This window comes from Clostridium gallinarum (assembly GCF_014836325.1).
Taxonomy (GTDB): domain Bacteria; phylum Bacillota; class Clostridia; order Clostridiales; family Clostridiaceae; genus Clostridium; species Clostridium gallinarum.
This window is the reverse complement of the sequence record NZ_JACSQZ010000015.1, coordinates 26,329-41,818: the sequence shown is the minus strand read 5'-3', so window position 1 is coordinate 41,818 and position 15,490 is coordinate 26,329. Positions and strand designations below refer to the sequence as shown.

Annotated in this window: 16 protein-coding genes; 4 read left to right on the top strand and 12 right to left on the bottom strand. The window is 26.9% G+C overall.

The features are described from left to right. Positions 1–40: 40 nt before the first annotated feature. Both H9660_RS06110 and H9660_RS06105 read right to left on the bottom strand, forming a co-directional pair. Positions 41–502: a hypothetical protein gene (locus H9660_RS06110; RefSeq protein WP_207729425.1), complete on the bottom strand. Its 462-nt coding sequence runs from the start codon at positions 500–502 to the stop codon at positions 41–43. Beyond that, positions 483–902, bottom strand: a complete 420-nt coding sequence (locus H9660_RS06105; protein ID WP_191749479.1) for a nucleotidyltransferase domain-containing protein — start codon at positions 900–902, stop codon at positions 483–485. Before H9660_RS06105 ends, H9660_RS06110 begins: the two co-directional genes overlap by 20 nt. Positions 903–1,406: 504 nt before the next feature. Here H9660_RS06105 and H9660_RS06100 point away from each other — a divergent pair. After that, a complete protein-coding gene (locus H9660_RS06100; RefSeq protein ID WP_191749478.1) occupies positions 1,407–1,724 on the top strand; it encodes a nucleotidyltransferase domain-containing protein in 318 nt (105 codons plus the stop codon). Next, a complete protein-coding gene (locus tag H9660_RS06095; protein ID WP_191749477.1) occupies positions 1,711–2,106 on the top strand; it encodes an HI0074 family nucleotidyltransferase substrate-binding subunit in 396 nt (131 codons plus the stop codon). The genes H9660_RS06100 and H9660_RS06095 overlap by 14 nt, the downstream gene beginning before the upstream one ends. Positions 2,107–2,397: 291 nt before the next feature. On the opposite strand, the gene H9660_RS06090 is transcribed toward H9660_RS06095, so the two are convergent. The 5 genes from H9660_RS06090 to H9660_RS06070 all read right to left on the bottom strand — a co-directional run bounded on the left by H9660_RS06090 (position 2,398) and on the right by H9660_RS06070 (position 8,162). After that, positions 2,398–2,997, bottom strand: coding sequence for an AAA family ATPase (locus tag H9660_RS06090; protein ID WP_191749476.1), 600 nt, complete (start codon positions 2,995–2,997; stop codon positions 2,398–2,400). A 421-nt stretch (positions 2,998–3,418) separates the two neighbouring features. Next, positions 3,419–5,032: an ABC transporter permease/substrate-binding protein gene (locus tag H9660_RS06085; RefSeq protein WP_191749475.1), complete on the bottom strand. Its 1,614-nt coding sequence runs from the start codon at positions 5,030–5,032 to the stop codon at positions 3,419–3,421. Further along, positions 5,032–6,159 (bottom strand): ABC transporter ATP-binding protein, encoded by a 1,128-nt coding sequence (locus H9660_RS06080; RefSeq protein WP_191749474.1) that lies wholly within the window; start codon positions 6,157–6,159, stop codon positions 5,032–5,034. The genes H9660_RS06085 and H9660_RS06080 overlap by 1 nt, the downstream gene beginning before the upstream one ends. 175 nt (positions 6,160–6,334) lie before the next feature. Beyond that, positions 6,335–7,243, bottom strand: coding sequence for a Gfo/Idh/MocA family protein (locus tag H9660_RS06075; RefSeq protein WP_191749473.1), 909 nt, complete (start codon positions 7,241–7,243; stop codon positions 6,335–6,337). Positions 7,244–7,337: 94 nt separating this feature from the next. Further along, a complete protein-coding gene (locus H9660_RS06070; protein WP_191749472.1) occupies positions 7,338–8,162 on the bottom strand; it encodes an HAD family hydrolase in 825 nt (274 codons plus the stop codon). A 243-nt stretch (positions 8,163–8,405) separates the two neighbouring features. On the opposite strand from H9660_RS06070, the gene H9660_RS06065 reads away from it, so the two are divergent. Together H9660_RS06065 and H9660_RS06060 are read left to right on the top strand one after the other, a co-directional pair. Next, entirely contained in the window at positions 8,406–8,912 is a 507-nt protein-coding gene (locus H9660_RS06065) for a hypothetical protein (protein WP_191749471.1), read from the top strand. Continuing rightward, on the top strand, positions 8,913–9,971 hold the full coding sequence (locus tag H9660_RS06060) for a hypothetical protein (protein WP_191749470.1): 1,059 nt from the start codon (positions 8,913–8,915) through the stop codon (positions 9,969–9,971). A 54-nt stretch (positions 9,972–10,025) separates the two neighbouring features. Here H9660_RS06060 and H9660_RS06055 read toward each other — a convergent pair whose 3' ends face one another. From H9660_RS06055 to H9660_RS06035, 5 genes are all read right to left on the bottom strand, one after another. After that, the gene (locus H9660_RS06055; protein WP_191749469.1) at positions 10,026–11,195 is read right to left on the bottom strand and encodes a M20 metallopeptidase family protein; all 1,170 of its coding nucleotides are present in this window, start codon (positions 11,193–11,195) and stop codon (positions 10,026–10,028) included. A 25-nt stretch (positions 11,196–11,220) separates the two neighbouring features. Beyond that, complete coding sequence (locus tag H9660_RS06050; protein WP_191749468.1) at positions 11,221–12,042, bottom strand: MetQ/NlpA family ABC transporter substrate-binding protein; 822 nt, start codon at positions 12,040–12,042, stop codon at positions 11,221–11,223. 35 nt (positions 12,043–12,077) lie between these two features. Then, complete coding sequence (locus H9660_RS06045; protein WP_191749467.1) at positions 12,078–12,758, bottom strand: methionine ABC transporter permease; 681 nt, start codon at positions 12,756–12,758, stop codon at positions 12,078–12,080. Further along, positions 12,727–13,785 (bottom strand): ATP-binding cassette domain-containing protein, encoded by a 1,059-nt coding sequence (locus tag H9660_RS06040; RefSeq protein WP_191749466.1) that lies wholly within the window; start codon positions 13,783–13,785, stop codon positions 12,727–12,729. Before H9660_RS06040 ends, H9660_RS06045 begins: the two co-directional genes overlap by 32 nt. 670 nt (positions 13,786–14,455) lie before the next feature. Beyond that, positions 14,456–15,364: an ROK family protein gene (locus tag H9660_RS06035; RefSeq protein WP_191749465.1), complete on the bottom strand. Its 909-nt coding sequence runs from the start codon at positions 15,362–15,364 to the stop codon at positions 14,456–14,458. Positions 15,365–15,490: the final 126 nt, after the last annotated feature.

Here is a 15,490-nt window from a genome sequence, read left to right as displayed (position 1 = left end):
AAAGGATTTTTTTCCTTAATTATGTATTATGCATTATCAATTATCTATTATAATTAGTTGCACTTAATCTTACTTTTTCTTCTGTTATTTGTAAAAAGATTTCTAATAGTTCCATTTTCTCTATAGAATACATCAATATATCATTTTCTATTTTATCCCTCTTATAGTAATCATGCGTATATCTATTTCTTAATATAACAACAGAAACTAAAAACTTAGCCAAATTATCATCTATAAAATCATATAAATTGGCTCTTTTTATTAGTTCAATACCTGAACACCCATCCGTATAGTTCCCTGTTATCACCAAGTAAGTTTCAGACATATCAATTATATATTCAGAAAAATCCTGAAAATATCCTATAATAGCTCTTTTTAAATAAATAGAGTTTGATAGCTTATACTCTTTTATTGCTCCTTGCATCAGTTTTAATGTATCTTTTGCACTAATAAACTTTAAATTTAAGCTTTCTTTTTTATATTTATAATAAGCTGCCACCATTAATATCCTCCAACATTTTATTATCCTTTTTAATTTTATCCTCTAACCATTTATTATTTCTTAAATATTTATTTACATACAATCTAAAATCAATTTCTTTAAGCTCATCAACAATTAATTTATCTTCACATTCTAAATACTGTCTTGCAAATATACTATCAAATTCTTTCATATTTATAAATGTTAAATGTATCTTAGAATATTTAAAGTATTCTCTTAAAATTGGAATAAGTTCCTCTTCCAACTCTATCTCCTCTATAATATCCTCTCTTTTCTCCATTATAACCAAAATATCTATATCACTATATCCTTCTCTCCAATACTGTGTTCCATAACTTCCAAATATAGCTAAAGAAATCAAGTTATTCATTTTATTAATTTTTAAATTTTTAAGCTTCATAATTATCTCACCCTGTTTACTTTTAATATATTAACTTATCATAATAATTACCTTACTATGATTATATTATACTATAATTCTATATACTATTCTGTTTTAAAATATTGTTGCTAAAAAAAGATAAACATTATATTCCTTGCTCCGTCGCATCCCCTCCAAGTCAACCTCATACAATGTTTATCTCTTTGCAAACTGAAGGTTGGAAATCATAAAAAATCCACTTCTTAAACTATAAATTTTACTACTGTCATCAAATTCCCTAAATATTTTACTTTATAATAATTTCATAAAAAACAAAAAAAACTGTTTTCTAATTGCTCCAATTAAATACTTCACCAACAATTTTCTAAAACACACCTATATAGACTCACCAACAACCTTCTAAAACACCCCCATATCACTTTTAAACTATATAACTCATATATTTATATTTAATTAATATATGAGTATGTATATAATATTATATGAAAGTATTACTTTATATAATTTAATGGGGGTGATTTTTTGCTTACTAAAACTGAATACAATTTAGATTCAGAAATTGTAAAAGAAATTTGTCAAATATCAAGTAAGTATAAAAATATTAATAAAGTTGTTTTATTTGGATCTAGAGCTAGAAAGGATAATTCACCCAAAAGTGATATAGATTTAGCAATATATACTGAAAGTAATTCAGATAATTTATTAGATTTTATTTATGATATAGAAAATAATACTACTACATTATTAGAATTTGATTTTTCTAATATGTCAGAAATACATGATGATTTCTTTATAGAACAAATTGAAAGTGAGGGAATCACCTTATATGAGAAATATTGAATTTAAATATATTAATTTAAAGAAAGCTTATATCAAACTTAAAGAAGTTAGTGATATATACGATGGACAAAATGATATTATTAGAGATTCTTTAATACAAAGATTTGAATTTACTTATGAATTAACACATAAAACCTTAAGAGAATTTATGAAGTATTTAGGAGTTACTTTAGAAAACTCCTTTCCTAGAACAATATTTAAAAAGGCATATGTTAATAATTTGATTTCAGACGATAAAACTTGGATTAATTTATTAGAAGATAGAAACTCAACTTTTCATATCTATAGTGAAGATATGCCAAAAGAAATTGCTGATAGAATTATTAGCAACTATGTTAGTGCTATTGGAGAACTTATAGATAACCTAGAAAAACTTCTATAAAGAAGAGATAAACAGTATATTCCTTGTTCCGTCGCATACGCTCCAAGTCACCGTCATATATTGTTTATCTCTTTGCACACTAAAGGTAATAATTCCTCATTCCTCGGAATTAATAATTTTAATTCCATAGATACCATTAAAGTCACCTTGCTATGATATTTTAACACTTACAAACTAAAGGTAGAAATAATATTAAAAAACAAAAAAACTCCCGAAGGAGTTTTTATAATTTCATATCTCAGCTAGCTGAGATATTTCCCTAATTTTACATTCTTAATTTATAATTCTTCATTACTTTCTAGCCATGTCTAAATTAACATCCTTGCCATCTTTTGCATTTGAAAGATTAAGCATTTCTAGTATTTTTTCTGATCTTTCTTTAGTTGAGCCTGTTATAGTTGTGTATCTAACATTTTCAGCTTCTAAGAAACTTAATATAGCATTGTCCACAGCTTGAGCTACTTTTTCATCTTGCCATCTTACACCATCTTTTGTATATCCAAATTCTCTTGGCACAAAGAAGATATGATCATATTTTGGTAAGTCTCTTAATGCTAAAATATATAAATCTTTTAATATTTCTATTTCCTTAGTTGTTCTCTTCTTGTCTCCAAGCATAAATCTACCATATATGTATGGAACAAAAGTAGCATAATCAGTAATTGCATAGTCAAAATCATTTAAGCTTTCTTCTAAATGAAGTTGTCCTAAATATATCCCATATTGTTCTGAGATATTTTCTATCATTCCTTTATCTCTTAAATAATCAGTACTATATTCTGTTGCTACTCCAACATTTAAATCTCTAATCTTCATATCCACATAAAGTTGTTGTATTAATGTAGTTTTTCCACATCTTGGACCACCTAAAATGGCTATTCTCTTTGGCATAGTAAACCCTCCAAAAATTCTATATAAAAGTAAATTATTTTACAAAACAGAGTTCTATTATACCAACTATTCACGATAATTTCAATGTATATTACATGGAATATTCAGGTTTTTAAATTTTCTTAGCTTTTATCTATGACTATTTTTCTAAATTATTTAATAGTTTATCTTATATATTTGCTATTTTTATTAAATTTAAAAAGTTCTCCTATAGTAAATAAATATTAAACCTAATAAACAGGTCTTTTAAATTTATCTACCATAAGAGAACTATACTAAAAAGGGAAAAACTTAATTTTCATAGCTAAGCTATCTTAACTATTTTTTATTTAAACTAAAATTTAAATTTAGATATTATCAAAAATTCCAATAATTCAGCTACTCTGAATTATTTCCTAAATTCTACATTCTTAATTTTTCATTATTCATTTGAAATAAGCCCTTGTGATTGTAAGAACTCTTTTGCTACTGTTTTTACATCTCTTCTATTTATATCTACTTCGTAGTTCATACTTCTCATAGCTTCTTCTGTTAATTTCCCATCTAGCACACCTATAACTTCTCTTAATTCTGGGTGTTTTTCTAGTGTTTCTTCTCTTATAACTGTTACTGCGTCATAAGGTGGAAAGAAGTCTTTATCATCTTCTAATACTGCTAAATTAAACTTATCTATAAGTCCATCTGTTGTAAATGCATCTATTACTTGTGTTTCATTATTTACTAAAGCTGTATATCTTAAACTACCATCTATTGGTTTTACATCTTTAAAAGTCATATTGTATGCTTTTTCTAATCCTACTAATCCATCATCTCTATTTGGAAATTCTATTGTAGGTCCAATTATTAATTCATTTGATACTTTGGCTAAATCTGAAACTGTTTTCAAGTTGTATTTTTCTGCTGTTTCTTGTGTAACTGCCATTGCATAGGTGTTATTAAAGCCTACTGGATTTAATAATTCTAACTTATATTTATCTTTAAAGCTTTCTTTAACTATATTATAAACATCTTCTCTATCTGAGTTTGGCTCTGTTATATCTAGTATGCTTACATAAGCTGTTCCTAAATATTCTACATACATATCTACTGCCCCTGATTTTACTGCATTGAATGTAACTTGGCTACCACCTAAATTAAACTTCTCTTCTATCTTTAAATCTGTATTTGCTTTAAGATACTCTGATAAAATATTACCTAAAAGTAATTGTTCTGTATAATTTTTAGATGCTACTACTACTGTATTATCATCCTTTGGTAAAAATTTTGGAATTATAGAAAAGCCTAATAATACTAAAACTAATACTGCTGCTATACTTGCTACAAGTTTCTTCGTGTTTTTTGACATCTTACTTCTTTTTATTTTCATTGTTCCATCTGCTTTTTTAATTCCATTTGGCATTGTAGCTTCTTCTATTTTCCCTGTTATAAAATCTATTAATAAAGCTAATACAGCAGCAGGTATAGCTCCAAATAAAATTAAGTTATTATCAACAGTTTGAATTCCTGAGAATACTAAATATCCAAGACCACCTGCCCCTACAAAGGCTGCTATTGTCATAAGTCCTACAGCTGTAACAGCTGCCATTCTTACACCTGCCATAATTACCGGCATTGCTAGAGGTATCTTTACTATCCTTAAAGTTTGACTACTTGTCATTCCAAGACCTTTTGCTGCCTCTAATGTATCTGGATTAATATTTGTAACTCCTGTATATGTGTTTTTTATTATAGGTAGCATGGAATATAAAACTACCATTGTTATTGCAGGTCCTGATCCAATCCCTATAAGGGGAATTAAGAATCCTAAAATAGCTAAACTTGGTACTGCTTGGATTAAATTTGCTATTCCTATTACCCAATTAGCTACTTTTTTATTTCTACTAATAAGAATTCCAAGAGGTACTCCTATGATTACAGCTATTAAAACTGCTACTATTGTTAATTGTATATGAGCTAATAATAGTGATACTATTTCTGATTTTTTTACTATTAATTGATCTATAAACATCTTTAAACTTTCTATAAAATTATTCATTAGTTGTTACCTCCCATCTCTATATATTGACTGCTTAAAACTGAAATTAAACTACTTCTTGTAACTAATCCTTGTAGTTTTCCAGCTTCATCACAAACTGGTAAATATCCTTTTTGTAAGTTATTAAAGACTTCTAAAAGTTCTGGAAGGGTTATTTCTCCACAAACACAAATTGGTTCTACATTCATTACTTCTTCTACTGAAAGATTTTTATTTTCAAATTTCCTTATAAGTTCTAAAGTTATATATCCTATAAGTCTATTTTCTTTATTTACTACAAGTAAACTATCAACTTTCTTTTCTCTCATAATTTGACTTGCTTGAAGAAGGTTTCTTTTTGGAGTTACTGTTATTGGCTTTGAAATCATAACATCTACTGCTTTTATCATTTCAGGTTTTGTCCAAATTTTATTTTTACCAACAAATTCTTCTACATATTCACCAGATGGATTTTTTAATATATTTTCTGGAGTATCATATTGTAGTATCTTTCCATCCTTTAATATACAAATCATATCAGCTAAATTTAATGCCTCATCCATATCATGAGTAACAAAAACTATAGTTTTCTTATATTCTCTTTGAATATTAAAAAGTTCTTCTTGAAGTTCTGCTCTTGTTATTGGATCTAAAGCACTAAAAGGCTCGTCCATTAATATTATTTCAGCATCTGCTGCAAAAGCTCTTGCAACTCCTATTCTTTGTTGCTGACCTCCACTTAGCTCTACTGGATATCTATCCATATATTCTTCTGGACTTAATCCAACCATAGTTAAAAGTTCAACTGTTTTTTTAGATATTTCCTCTTCTGGTTTTCCCATAAGCTTTGGAATAATTTCTATATTTTCTTTTACTGTCATATGAGGAAATAATCCTGTTTGTTGGATAACATACCCTATACTTCTTCTTAATTTAATAGGATCCATATCCTTTATATTTTTCCCATCAATTAATATTTCTCCAGATGTTGCTTCATGAAGCCTATTTATCATTTTAAGCAATGTAGTTTTTCCACATCCACTCGATCCAATTAAAACTACTAAATTTCCATCCTCTATCTTTAAATTAAAATTTTCTAAAATAACGTTATTTTTATAACTTTTCTTTATATTTTTAAACTCTATCATAAAATCCTCCTTTATCTCCTTTTTTTATAAACAACCTTAGTATAAATTAAAGTTGTCAGTTTGTCAAAGTTTTTTGTATATTCTTAATTTTTCTAAAAATTTTATATAGAACTTATTAATTATATACATTTTCTATATGTATGAAAAAAAAGAGCTGTTTGTATCAGCTCTTTCATTAATTATTCTCTATATATTTAACTATCTCTTCACAAATTCTATGGGTAATTATAGAATCTTCAATTGAAGGATTTGGCTTACTTCCTGATTTAACTGAATTTAAAAAGTGATTTATTATATCTTCAAAGCCTCTTTTATACAAGGTATTTTCCCATCCACCATAAGTAGTTTTAATTTTTCCTTTTTTATTGTTTACTTCAAAGGAATCTACTAAATCTTCTACTATATACTTATTACCTTTTACCATATACTCAATGTTTTCTTCTGTTATTCCTGCAGTTCTATTCATTATACCTATGGCAGTTGTATTTTCTCCTTTAAATGTAACTACTACATTTTCTAGATTATTATCTTCCTTTGAGAAATTTATATTAATATTTTTAACTTCTTCATCCATTAAAAATCTTAAGGTATCAACAACATGTATAAAGTCTTCAACAATAAATCTTCTAATATCACCAGGTGGATATTCTCTATTTTTTTGCATTACTATTATATCAGCTTTTCCCTTTGATTTAAGTTCTCTAACCTTTGGGCAAAACCTTCTATTAAATCCTACCATAGCAATTGTATTTTTTTCTCTTGCAAGCTTTTCTATTTCAATACTCTTTTCTAAATTATAAGTTAAAGGTTTGTCTATATATACACTAACACCTTTTTCTAATAATTTTTTAGCTATATCATAATGTCCATCTGCATGAGTTGAAATTATTGCTGCATCAATATCTTCCTTTAATAAACTGTCTAAATGATTATAAGCTCTATCTATTTTATATTTATTTGATACTTCCTCTAACACCTTTATATTTCTAGTAGAAATTAAAAGTTCTATATCATCTAAAACTGATAAAATAGGTAAGTAAGCTTTTTTAGCAATAGCCCCTATTCCAATTAACGCTACTCTCATAACATCCTCCTTCAGAGTTACCCTTATATAACTCAATTAATAATTATATACTTTTGAAATATTTTACTTATTACTAATTATAGAATTTTATTAATTAAATTTCTACTAGGCTATCACTAATTATTCCTAATCTAATTAAAGCTTTTTCTATTCCTTCATTTTCTACATCTTCTGTAAAATCATAAGCATAAGGTTCTAATCTTTTATGATACCCTCCCATGGCAATTCCATACTTTACAGATTGGAACATTTCTATATCATTTTCACCATCACCAAAGGCATAAGCATTATCCTTATCTATATCTAGTAAATTTAATAACTGATCTACTCCATACCCCTTTGTGTATTTAGCTTTATATATTTCAAAAAGTCCACCATTACTTAAGTTTGACATAAAGGCATAACCTTCTTTTTTAAATCTATCAACAACTATATCAAAGGATTTTTCATCATATGCTACAGCTATTATTTTACTAACCTTTACTGTATCCTTGTCCCATTCAGTTTTAAAGTTATTTATATTTAAATTAGCTTCTCTTATAAGATCTAAAATTTTATTATTCTTCATATCTAAAACATAGTTATACTCTTGTCCTTCAAGCATATATACAACGTTATTTTCTTCTAAAAAATTAAGTAATACTTTTAGTTCTTTATTATCTAAAGGCTCATTAAATAAAACTTTATTATCTATTTCTGCATATGCTCCATTAGATAATATATAGCCATCTAAACCTAAATCTAATATTCCCTCATCTATACAATTTTTAGGTCTACCAGTTGCTAGTATAGCTAAATATCCATTTTCCTTAAGTTTTTCTATTGCCTTTTTTGTTGCTTTAGTTGGTACATGTATTTTCTTTGTCCAATCTATTAAGGTTCCATCTACATCAAAAAATACTGCTCCTTTATTCTTCATAACTTCCTCCTATGACTTATATACTCAATATTAATTTACATCTTATTTATATATTAACAAATACAACTAAAATTTTTTATCATATTTTGAAAATAGTAAGAATCTAAAGAGTTAAAACTAGAATATTTCAATTCATTAGAACGAACTTGTAAAATATGTTAATATAATATTATAAATTAATATATTTTAGTATTTTAATTTGCTTTAAAATAAATAAATTCAATAATAAATAAGGAGAGAACAATGTATAAATATAACTTAGTTAATAATGATGAGTTTAAAATAGCATATAAAAAATATCTTAGAAAATATCTTTTAAAAAGCATACTAATTCTTATTAGTATAATTACAATTATAGTATTTTTAGCAACATACTTCTGCTTAAAAATGTTTTATAAAGATAATGCTTCATCTTTTCCCTTTGTAATTTTAATATTAATAACTCTTGAAGTATTATTAATTTTTATTGCTTATAAAAAAGAGTTGAAAAAATTATTAAATAGTATATATAACTGTGAAATTAATCTTTCTTTTGATGAAAAAGGTATATTAATTCTTCAAGATGATATAGAAAAACATATTAATTGGAATGCAGTTAGAGATGTTATTGTACAAGGTGATAATTTAATATTAAGCTTTAAGATTACTGGATTTACAGGTAACTTCTTTTACTTTAAATTCTTTGATACTCCTAAAGAATTTATAGTTAGTGATATGAAAAAATATACAAAAGTAAAGGAGGTAAAATAGATGAAATTTGAATTTAAACCAACTGATAATATTAAAGACTTTAGAGAATATTTAAGCTTTTTTAATAGAATATTATCAAGCGTTATAATTTACAAAAAAGCTATTTATCCAATTGCTATACTAAGTGTATTTTACTTTGCTACTCTTTCACTAAGTCAATTTTACGATATTTTCATTTATATTGTCATAATCACAATGGTTGTAATTTTAATTTATTATTTATTATTTTTATTAGCTTTTAAAGTTTTTAAAAATAAGAAAAATAAAGTGTTGAAAAATACTGCTCTCTTTTGTGATCTTGAAAGCACTTTTTTCTTTACTATAGAAGATAATTATCTAATAAGAGAAAATGAATTTAGCACTATTAAGCTTCATTTAAGTAATATTGAAAGTATTATTCTTTTAAAGAATGGATTAGTTTTATCAATTGCAAAGGGAAATAATTCTATTTTTATTCCAATAGCTGTACTACCAGTATCTCTTAAAGAATTTATCTCTTTAATAAAAGATATAAATCCATCTTTAATGGTCTTTGAAGAGTTTACTCGATTAAAAAAATTAAAGAAAAAAACTTATATTTCCTTTGCACTTATGCTTATTTTAACTTTTGTTACTAGCTTTTTCATTGGAAAATATAATTTTAAAAGATATGATTTAATACTTACTTCTGATTTAATAAAGCAAAATTCAACTAACTTTGCTTCTGGAGATAATTCCAGTTATATTTATGAAAATCCTACTTTAGGCTTTTCATTAGCTTTACCAGGTAAATGGGAAGGAAAAGTTGGAATTGAAGAAAAATCCGATAGAGTTAACATATATTATCTTGCAAATGGTAAACAAAGCCATGATACTACCTTATTATTTTCTGTAAGAGGATTAGATGTATTCTTTAATACTATTGATTTCTATATTATTAAAAGTGAAGGCTTATATCTTTTTGTAGGCCCAACTAAAATAGGTCTAAAAAGAGGTTCAAAAAAGCTTTTAGAGTACCAAGAACTCTATAATGATATAAAAAATATTAAATTATATAGGAATACATATCATCAAGGTTAAATATTTAAAAGCACATAAATTCATCATAAAATATGAATTTATGTGCTTTCTAATTTATTTTAACTTATTTAATACGTAGTCTACTTCTATATTGGTTGTTACTAATAATCCCTCTTCATCTATATCAAACAAATGATTATGATGCTCTGCACAAGTATTGGAATTACATGAATTCTTAGTTCCTACATGTATATATGTGCCTGGAACTTCTATTAAGAACTCTGCAAAATCATCTGCTCCTAATCTTTTTGGAGCATTAGTTATTACATTTTCTTCTCCAATTATTTTACTAGCTATATCTGCAACTTCCTTAGTTACTCTTTCATCATTTATAAGTGGTGATGCATAATCTTTAAATTCTACTGTAACTTCTGCCCCATAGCTTTCCCCTATAGCCTTAGCTATTTTTTCTACATTTTTATTTGTTCTTTCTCTTGTTTCAAAGGAAAACGCTCTTGTAGTACCTTCTAATGTAACTTCCTCTGCTACAGCATTATAAATAGTTCCCCCATTAATTAAGCCTACTCCAACTACTACTGTATCAACTGGATCTGTTTGTCTACTTACTATTGATTGTAAGTTTACTACTATTTGACTTGCAATATATAAAGCATCTATTGATAAATGTGGTGTAGATACATGTCCACCTCTTCCTTTAACTATTATTTTAAAATAATCGCATGAAGCTGATATAGGTCCACTTGTTACTGATGCCTTACCAACCTCTATATGTGAAGATACATGAGCACCTATTATTTCATCTACACCATCTAATGCTCCTTCTTTTATGAATATTTTAGCCCCTGCCCCTATCTCTTCTGCTTGTTGGAAAAATAATCTGACTTCTCCATTTAGCTCTGCTTCTTTTTCTTTTAATATTTTTGCTGCCCCAAGTAAGCTTGCTGTATGAGCATCATGTCCACAGGCATGATGATAGCCATTATTTTGTGATTTATAATCTACTTCCTTATCATCTGGAACCTTAAGAGCATCTATATCTGCTCTTAAAGCTATAATTTTATCTGATGAACCATTCCCCTTTATAACACCTAAAACTCCTGTTTCCCCAATTCTTTTATGTGGAATATTTAATTTATCTAATTCTTCCTCGATTTTTTGTGCTGTTTTATATTCCTTTAAACTTACTTCTGGATACTTATGAAACTCTCTTCTTAGAGAAATTATATAGTCTTTTTCCTTCAATACATAATCTTTTATATTCATTTTAATGCCCCCTTATCTATAGTGCTTATTTCCAAGTTGCTATATATGCACCTTTGTACACTTCTTCTATAACTTTTGCAACTTCATCTGATCTAAAGTAATCTACAACCTTCTTATATGTTTCATTATCTTTATCTTCAGTCCTTGCTACAATTATATTTATATATGGATTATCACTGCCTCCATTAGCTTTTTCTAAATAAATTGAATCTTCACTTGGGTTAAAGCCTGCATCAACAGCATGACCTCCATTTATTACAGCCGCTGCTACATCATCTAATAGTCTTGGTGTTTGAGCTGCTTCTACTTCTACAAACTTTATATTTTTAGTATTTTCAGTTATATCACTTAAAGTTGGTGTATATCCTGCTACCTCATCTACTTTTATAACACCTGCAGCTTCTAAAACCTTAAGAGCTCTTCCACCATTAGTTGCATCACTTGGGATTGCAATAGAGTCATCATTTTTTAATTCATCTAATGATTTTATTTTATTAGAATATATTCCTAATGGAGCTATTATTGTTTCTCCTATAATTGATAAATCTAATCCTCTATCTTTAATATCTTGATTTAAATAAGCCTTGTGTTGGAAAGAATTTAAATCTATTTCTCCATCTTGTAATGCTTGGTTTGGCTGACTATAATCAGAAAAAGCCACAAGTTCTAAAGTTATACCTTCTCCTTTAAGTCTTTCTATTACAGGTTCCCATTGTTCAGTATTTTCTCCAACTACTCCAACCTTAATAATATTATTATCCTTCTTAGCTTCTTTTGCCCCACAGCCAGCTAATGATAAAATTAAAACTCCTGATAATATAACACTTAATAATTTCTTTGTTCTCATATTTAAACTCTCCTTTTTATTTATTACTTATTGCTTTAATGTGTTGTTTTTTTAATTATTATATTTCCTGCCCCTTGAATTATATTTACAAATACAAGTAGTATTATTACTGTTACATAAGTTATATCTACTTGATATCTTTGATATCCATATCTTATAGCTAAATCACCAAGTCCCCCTCCACCTACTGATCCTGCCATAGCTGTTAATCCTACTAAACTAACAAAGGTTATGGTTGTAGCTCTTACTATATTTGGAATACTTTCCTTTAAGTAAACTCTAAATATTATTTCAAAAGGAGATGACCCCATTGCTTGTGCAGCTTCTATAACTCCCTTATCAACTTCAGATAATGCATTTTCTATTTGTCTTGCAAAAAAAGGTATAGTTCCTAAAACTAATGGTACATAAGAACCCTTTGTTCCAATAGCAGTTCCTACTATAGCTCTTGTTAATGGAATTGCAGCTGCTAACAAAATAATAAATGGAATTGATCTTGTTATATTTATTATTTTTTCTAGCACATAGTATATTGGTTTATTTTCTAATATATTTCCCTTTCCAGTTACAACTAATATAACTCCTAAAACAATCCCTATAAAAAATGATATTAACCCTGCTACTGCAATCATAAGCAATGTTTCCCCTGTAGCTTTATAAATTTCTGGTAGCTTTGTTATTACATTAGGCAATAACTTTTGAATTAAATCTTCCATCTTTAATCACCTCTACTTCTACGTTGTTTTCTTTAAGATAGTTTATAACACTATAAATTTGATTTTCTTCTCCTCTTATTATTATGATTAGTCCCCCTAGTGGAGAATCTTGGATTATTTCTATATTTCCAAAAATAATACTAGTATCTACATTAAATTCTCTAGATATTATTGAAATTATTGGCTCACTTGTACTATTTTCTAAGTACTTTAATTTTAATATTTTTTCATTTTCCTTTATATTTACAACGCTAGACTCATCTTTAATTAGTTCATAAATATTAGTTAAGGAAGATGTACTTTCTATAAAATTCTTTGTTATCTTCTCTCTTGGCTCTGAGAATATTTTAAATATATTTCCTTCTTCAACAACCTGTCCATTTTCCATTACAGCGGCTCTTGTACAAATTTCTTTTACTACCTGCATTTCATGAGTTATTATTACAATTGTTATTCCAAACTTTTTATTTACTTCTTTTAAAAGCCTTAATATAGACTTTGTTGTTTGAGGATCTAAGGCACTAGTTGCTTCATCACAAAGTAAAACCTTTGGGTCATTTGCTAAAGCTCTTGCAATTCCAACTCTTTGCTTTTGTCCTCCACTTAGTTGAGAAGGATATACATTAGCCTTATCCTCTAATTCTACAAGCTTTAATAAATCATTAACCTTATTCTTTATTTCCTCTTTAGAATAACCATTACCTTTAAGTGGATATGCTATATTGTCAAATACAGTTCTAGATTTCATAAGATTAAAATGTTGAAATATCATTCCTATCTTTTTTCTTTCTTCCCTTAGTTCTTTATTAGATAAACTTCCAAGTTCTTTTCCATCTATAATAACTTTCCCACTAGTTGGTTTCTCCAAAAAATTCATACATCTAACTAATGTCGACTTTCCAGCTCCACTAAAACCTATAATTCCGTAAATCTCACTTTTTCTAATATTTAGTGTTACATCATTTAATGCTTCCACCTTGCCACCTTTAGTACTATAAACTTTGCATAAATTTTTTAACTCAATCACATTTTTACCTCCCTTATTAAAATATACCTAAGTGTTAAAGTATCATATCTAGGTTCCGTCACAAGCTCCAAATCACCTTGCTATAATATTTTAACACTTACAACCTGAATGTTGGAAATTATAAAAATGTTATTCATATGGTAACATTTTATAATTTCCTAAATAAAACAAAAAAACTGCCTTCTTATAAAATAAGAAAGCAGTGCTATTTACACTCATATATTTGTTCTTATCTTTAAGACGCAGAATTAACTGCTGGATTTATAGTCGTTATCTCACTTAATATTTCTCTTTAAAATGTTAAATACAAAGTATATTACTTTTATTTTTCATTTTAATAGTGTGATAACACCTAGACTTCCCAGGGCCAGTCCCTCCGTCTTTCTGATAGAATATTTTATTATTTATTCCAAATTATATATTTATATATTATTTTTGTCAATTGTTTTTTATAAAAATATATTTTCTTCTTTTTCAAATTAGTTAATCCTTTAATTGTAGTAACTAACATACTATTTTATTAAATCCCTTATTTATCAACAGTTTATTCACTATAATCTAATTAATTAGAATAATACTATGATAATATTTCTTCTATTTCATTTAACTCTTCATATGAGAAATTTAAAGTTTGTATAAATAGTACTTTATTTTTTCTCGCACCTTTAGCTTAATTATTTCTTTGTAAATAGTTATATAAAGCGCCTAAAAGATTTGCATCATTTTTAAACTTACATCTTTCAATTGTAGGTCTTATATTTCCATATTCAACATCTTCTATTATTACTTCTAGTTTTTCATTTATTTTATCTATAAAATCTTCCCTATTACTAATAGCTCCACCAATAAGTATCTTTTCAGGATCATATATATATTGTAAGTTGAATATACCTACTGCATTATAAAAATAAAAACTATCTATAGCTTCTATACAATCTTTATCTCCTTTTTCAGCTAATTCAAATATAACTTGTCCATTTATATCATCCTCAGATATTCCTTTTCTCTTTGCAACATCTTTTATTAATGCTCCTGTTGATCCTAAATGACTCCACATCTTAAATTTAAATTTTTCATCATTTCCATCATATCTTAAAATGCTATATCCAAATTCTCCACCATGAAGATTATTTCCCTTATGAATTTTCTTATCCTTTATTATTGCTCCACCAATTCCAGTACCACAAACAACAAAAAGAACATCATCATTATCCTTTGCAGCCCCCTTCCAAACTTCACCTAAGGCTGCACAGTTAGCATCATTTTCTATTTCTAATTTCAATCCTAAATCTTCACCAAATATCTTTTTAAAATTAGGTCCATGAATACAAGGTAATGCACTAGCTCCACCAATAATACCAGTATCACTATCTACTCCACCAGGTGCACTAATTGCTACTCCATCTATATTATAATTTTTCTTAGCTTTTTCAATTTCTTCTATCATAGAAGATTTAAATACTTCAAAATTTTCTCTTTGTGATTTATAACTTCCTTTATCAATAAATTCTCCATCTTCAGTTATAATAGCGTGTTTAACACTACTTCCACCAATGTCAAATACAATGTATTTTTTCATCTGCCCGTCTCCCTTATACTCAATTTTATGATTTAGCTATTATATAATAACAATTTTATAATATTATACCATATTTTTAAGTAATCATTTACACAAATTTATTATAATTACAATTAAAATTTACTT

What these genes read in the sequence shown, in the direction of transcription:
- H9660_RS06050 (WP_191749468.1), bottom strand. Translation starts at nt 12,042, where the DNA reads ATGAGAACAAAGAAATTATTAAGTGTTATATTATCAGGAGTTTTAATT.
- H9660_RS06045 (WP_191749467.1), bottom strand. Translation starts at nt 12,758, where the DNA reads ATGGAAGATTTAATTCAAAAGTTATTGCCTAATGTAATAACAAAGCTA.
- H9660_RS06090 (WP_191749476.1), bottom strand. Translation starts at nt 2,997, where the DNA reads ATGCCAAAGAGAATAGCCATTTTAGGTGGTCCAAGATGTGGAAAAACT.
- H9660_RS06070 (WP_191749472.1), bottom strand. Translation starts at nt 8,162, where the DNA reads ATGAAGAATAAAGGAGCAGTATTTTTTGATGTAGATGGAACCTTAATA.
- H9660_RS06075 (WP_191749473.1), bottom strand. Translation starts at nt 7,243, where the DNA reads ATGAGAGTAGCGTTAATTGGAATAGGGGCTATTGCTAAAAAAGCTTAC.
- H9660_RS06065 (WP_191749471.1), top strand. Translation starts at nt 8,406, where the DNA reads ATGTATAAATATAACTTAGTTAATAATGATGAGTTTAAAATAGCATAT.
- H9660_RS06055 (WP_191749469.1), bottom strand. Translation starts at nt 11,195, where the DNA reads ATGAATATAAAAGATTATGTATTGAAGGAAAAAGACTATATAATTTCT.
- H9660_RS06035 (WP_191749465.1), bottom strand. Translation starts at nt 15,364, where the DNA reads ATGAAAAAATACATTGTATTTGACATTGGTGGAAGTAGTGTTAAACAC.
- H9660_RS06080 (WP_191749474.1), bottom strand. Translation starts at nt 6,159, where the DNA reads ATGATAGAGTTTAAAAATATAAAGAAAAGTTATAAAAATAACGTTATT.
- H9660_RS06105 (WP_191749479.1), bottom strand. Translation starts at nt 902, where the DNA reads ATGAAGCTTAAAAATTTAAAAATTAATAAAATGAATAACTTGATTTCT.
- H9660_RS06085 (WP_191749475.1), bottom strand. Translation starts at nt 5,032, where the DNA reads ATGAATAATTTTATAGAAAGTTTAAAGATGTTTATAGATCAATTAATA.
- H9660_RS06060 (WP_191749470.1), top strand. Translation starts at nt 8,913, where the DNA reads ATGAAATTTGAATTTAAACCAACTGATAATATTAAAGACTTTAGAGAA.
- H9660_RS06110 (WP_207729425.1), bottom strand. Translation starts at nt 502, where the DNA reads ATGGTGGCAGCTTATTATAAATATAAAAAAGAAAGCTTAAATTTAAAG.
- H9660_RS06095 (WP_191749477.1), top strand. Translation starts at nt 1,711, where the DNA reads ATGAGAAATATTGAATTTAAATATATTAATTTAAAGAAAGCTTATATC.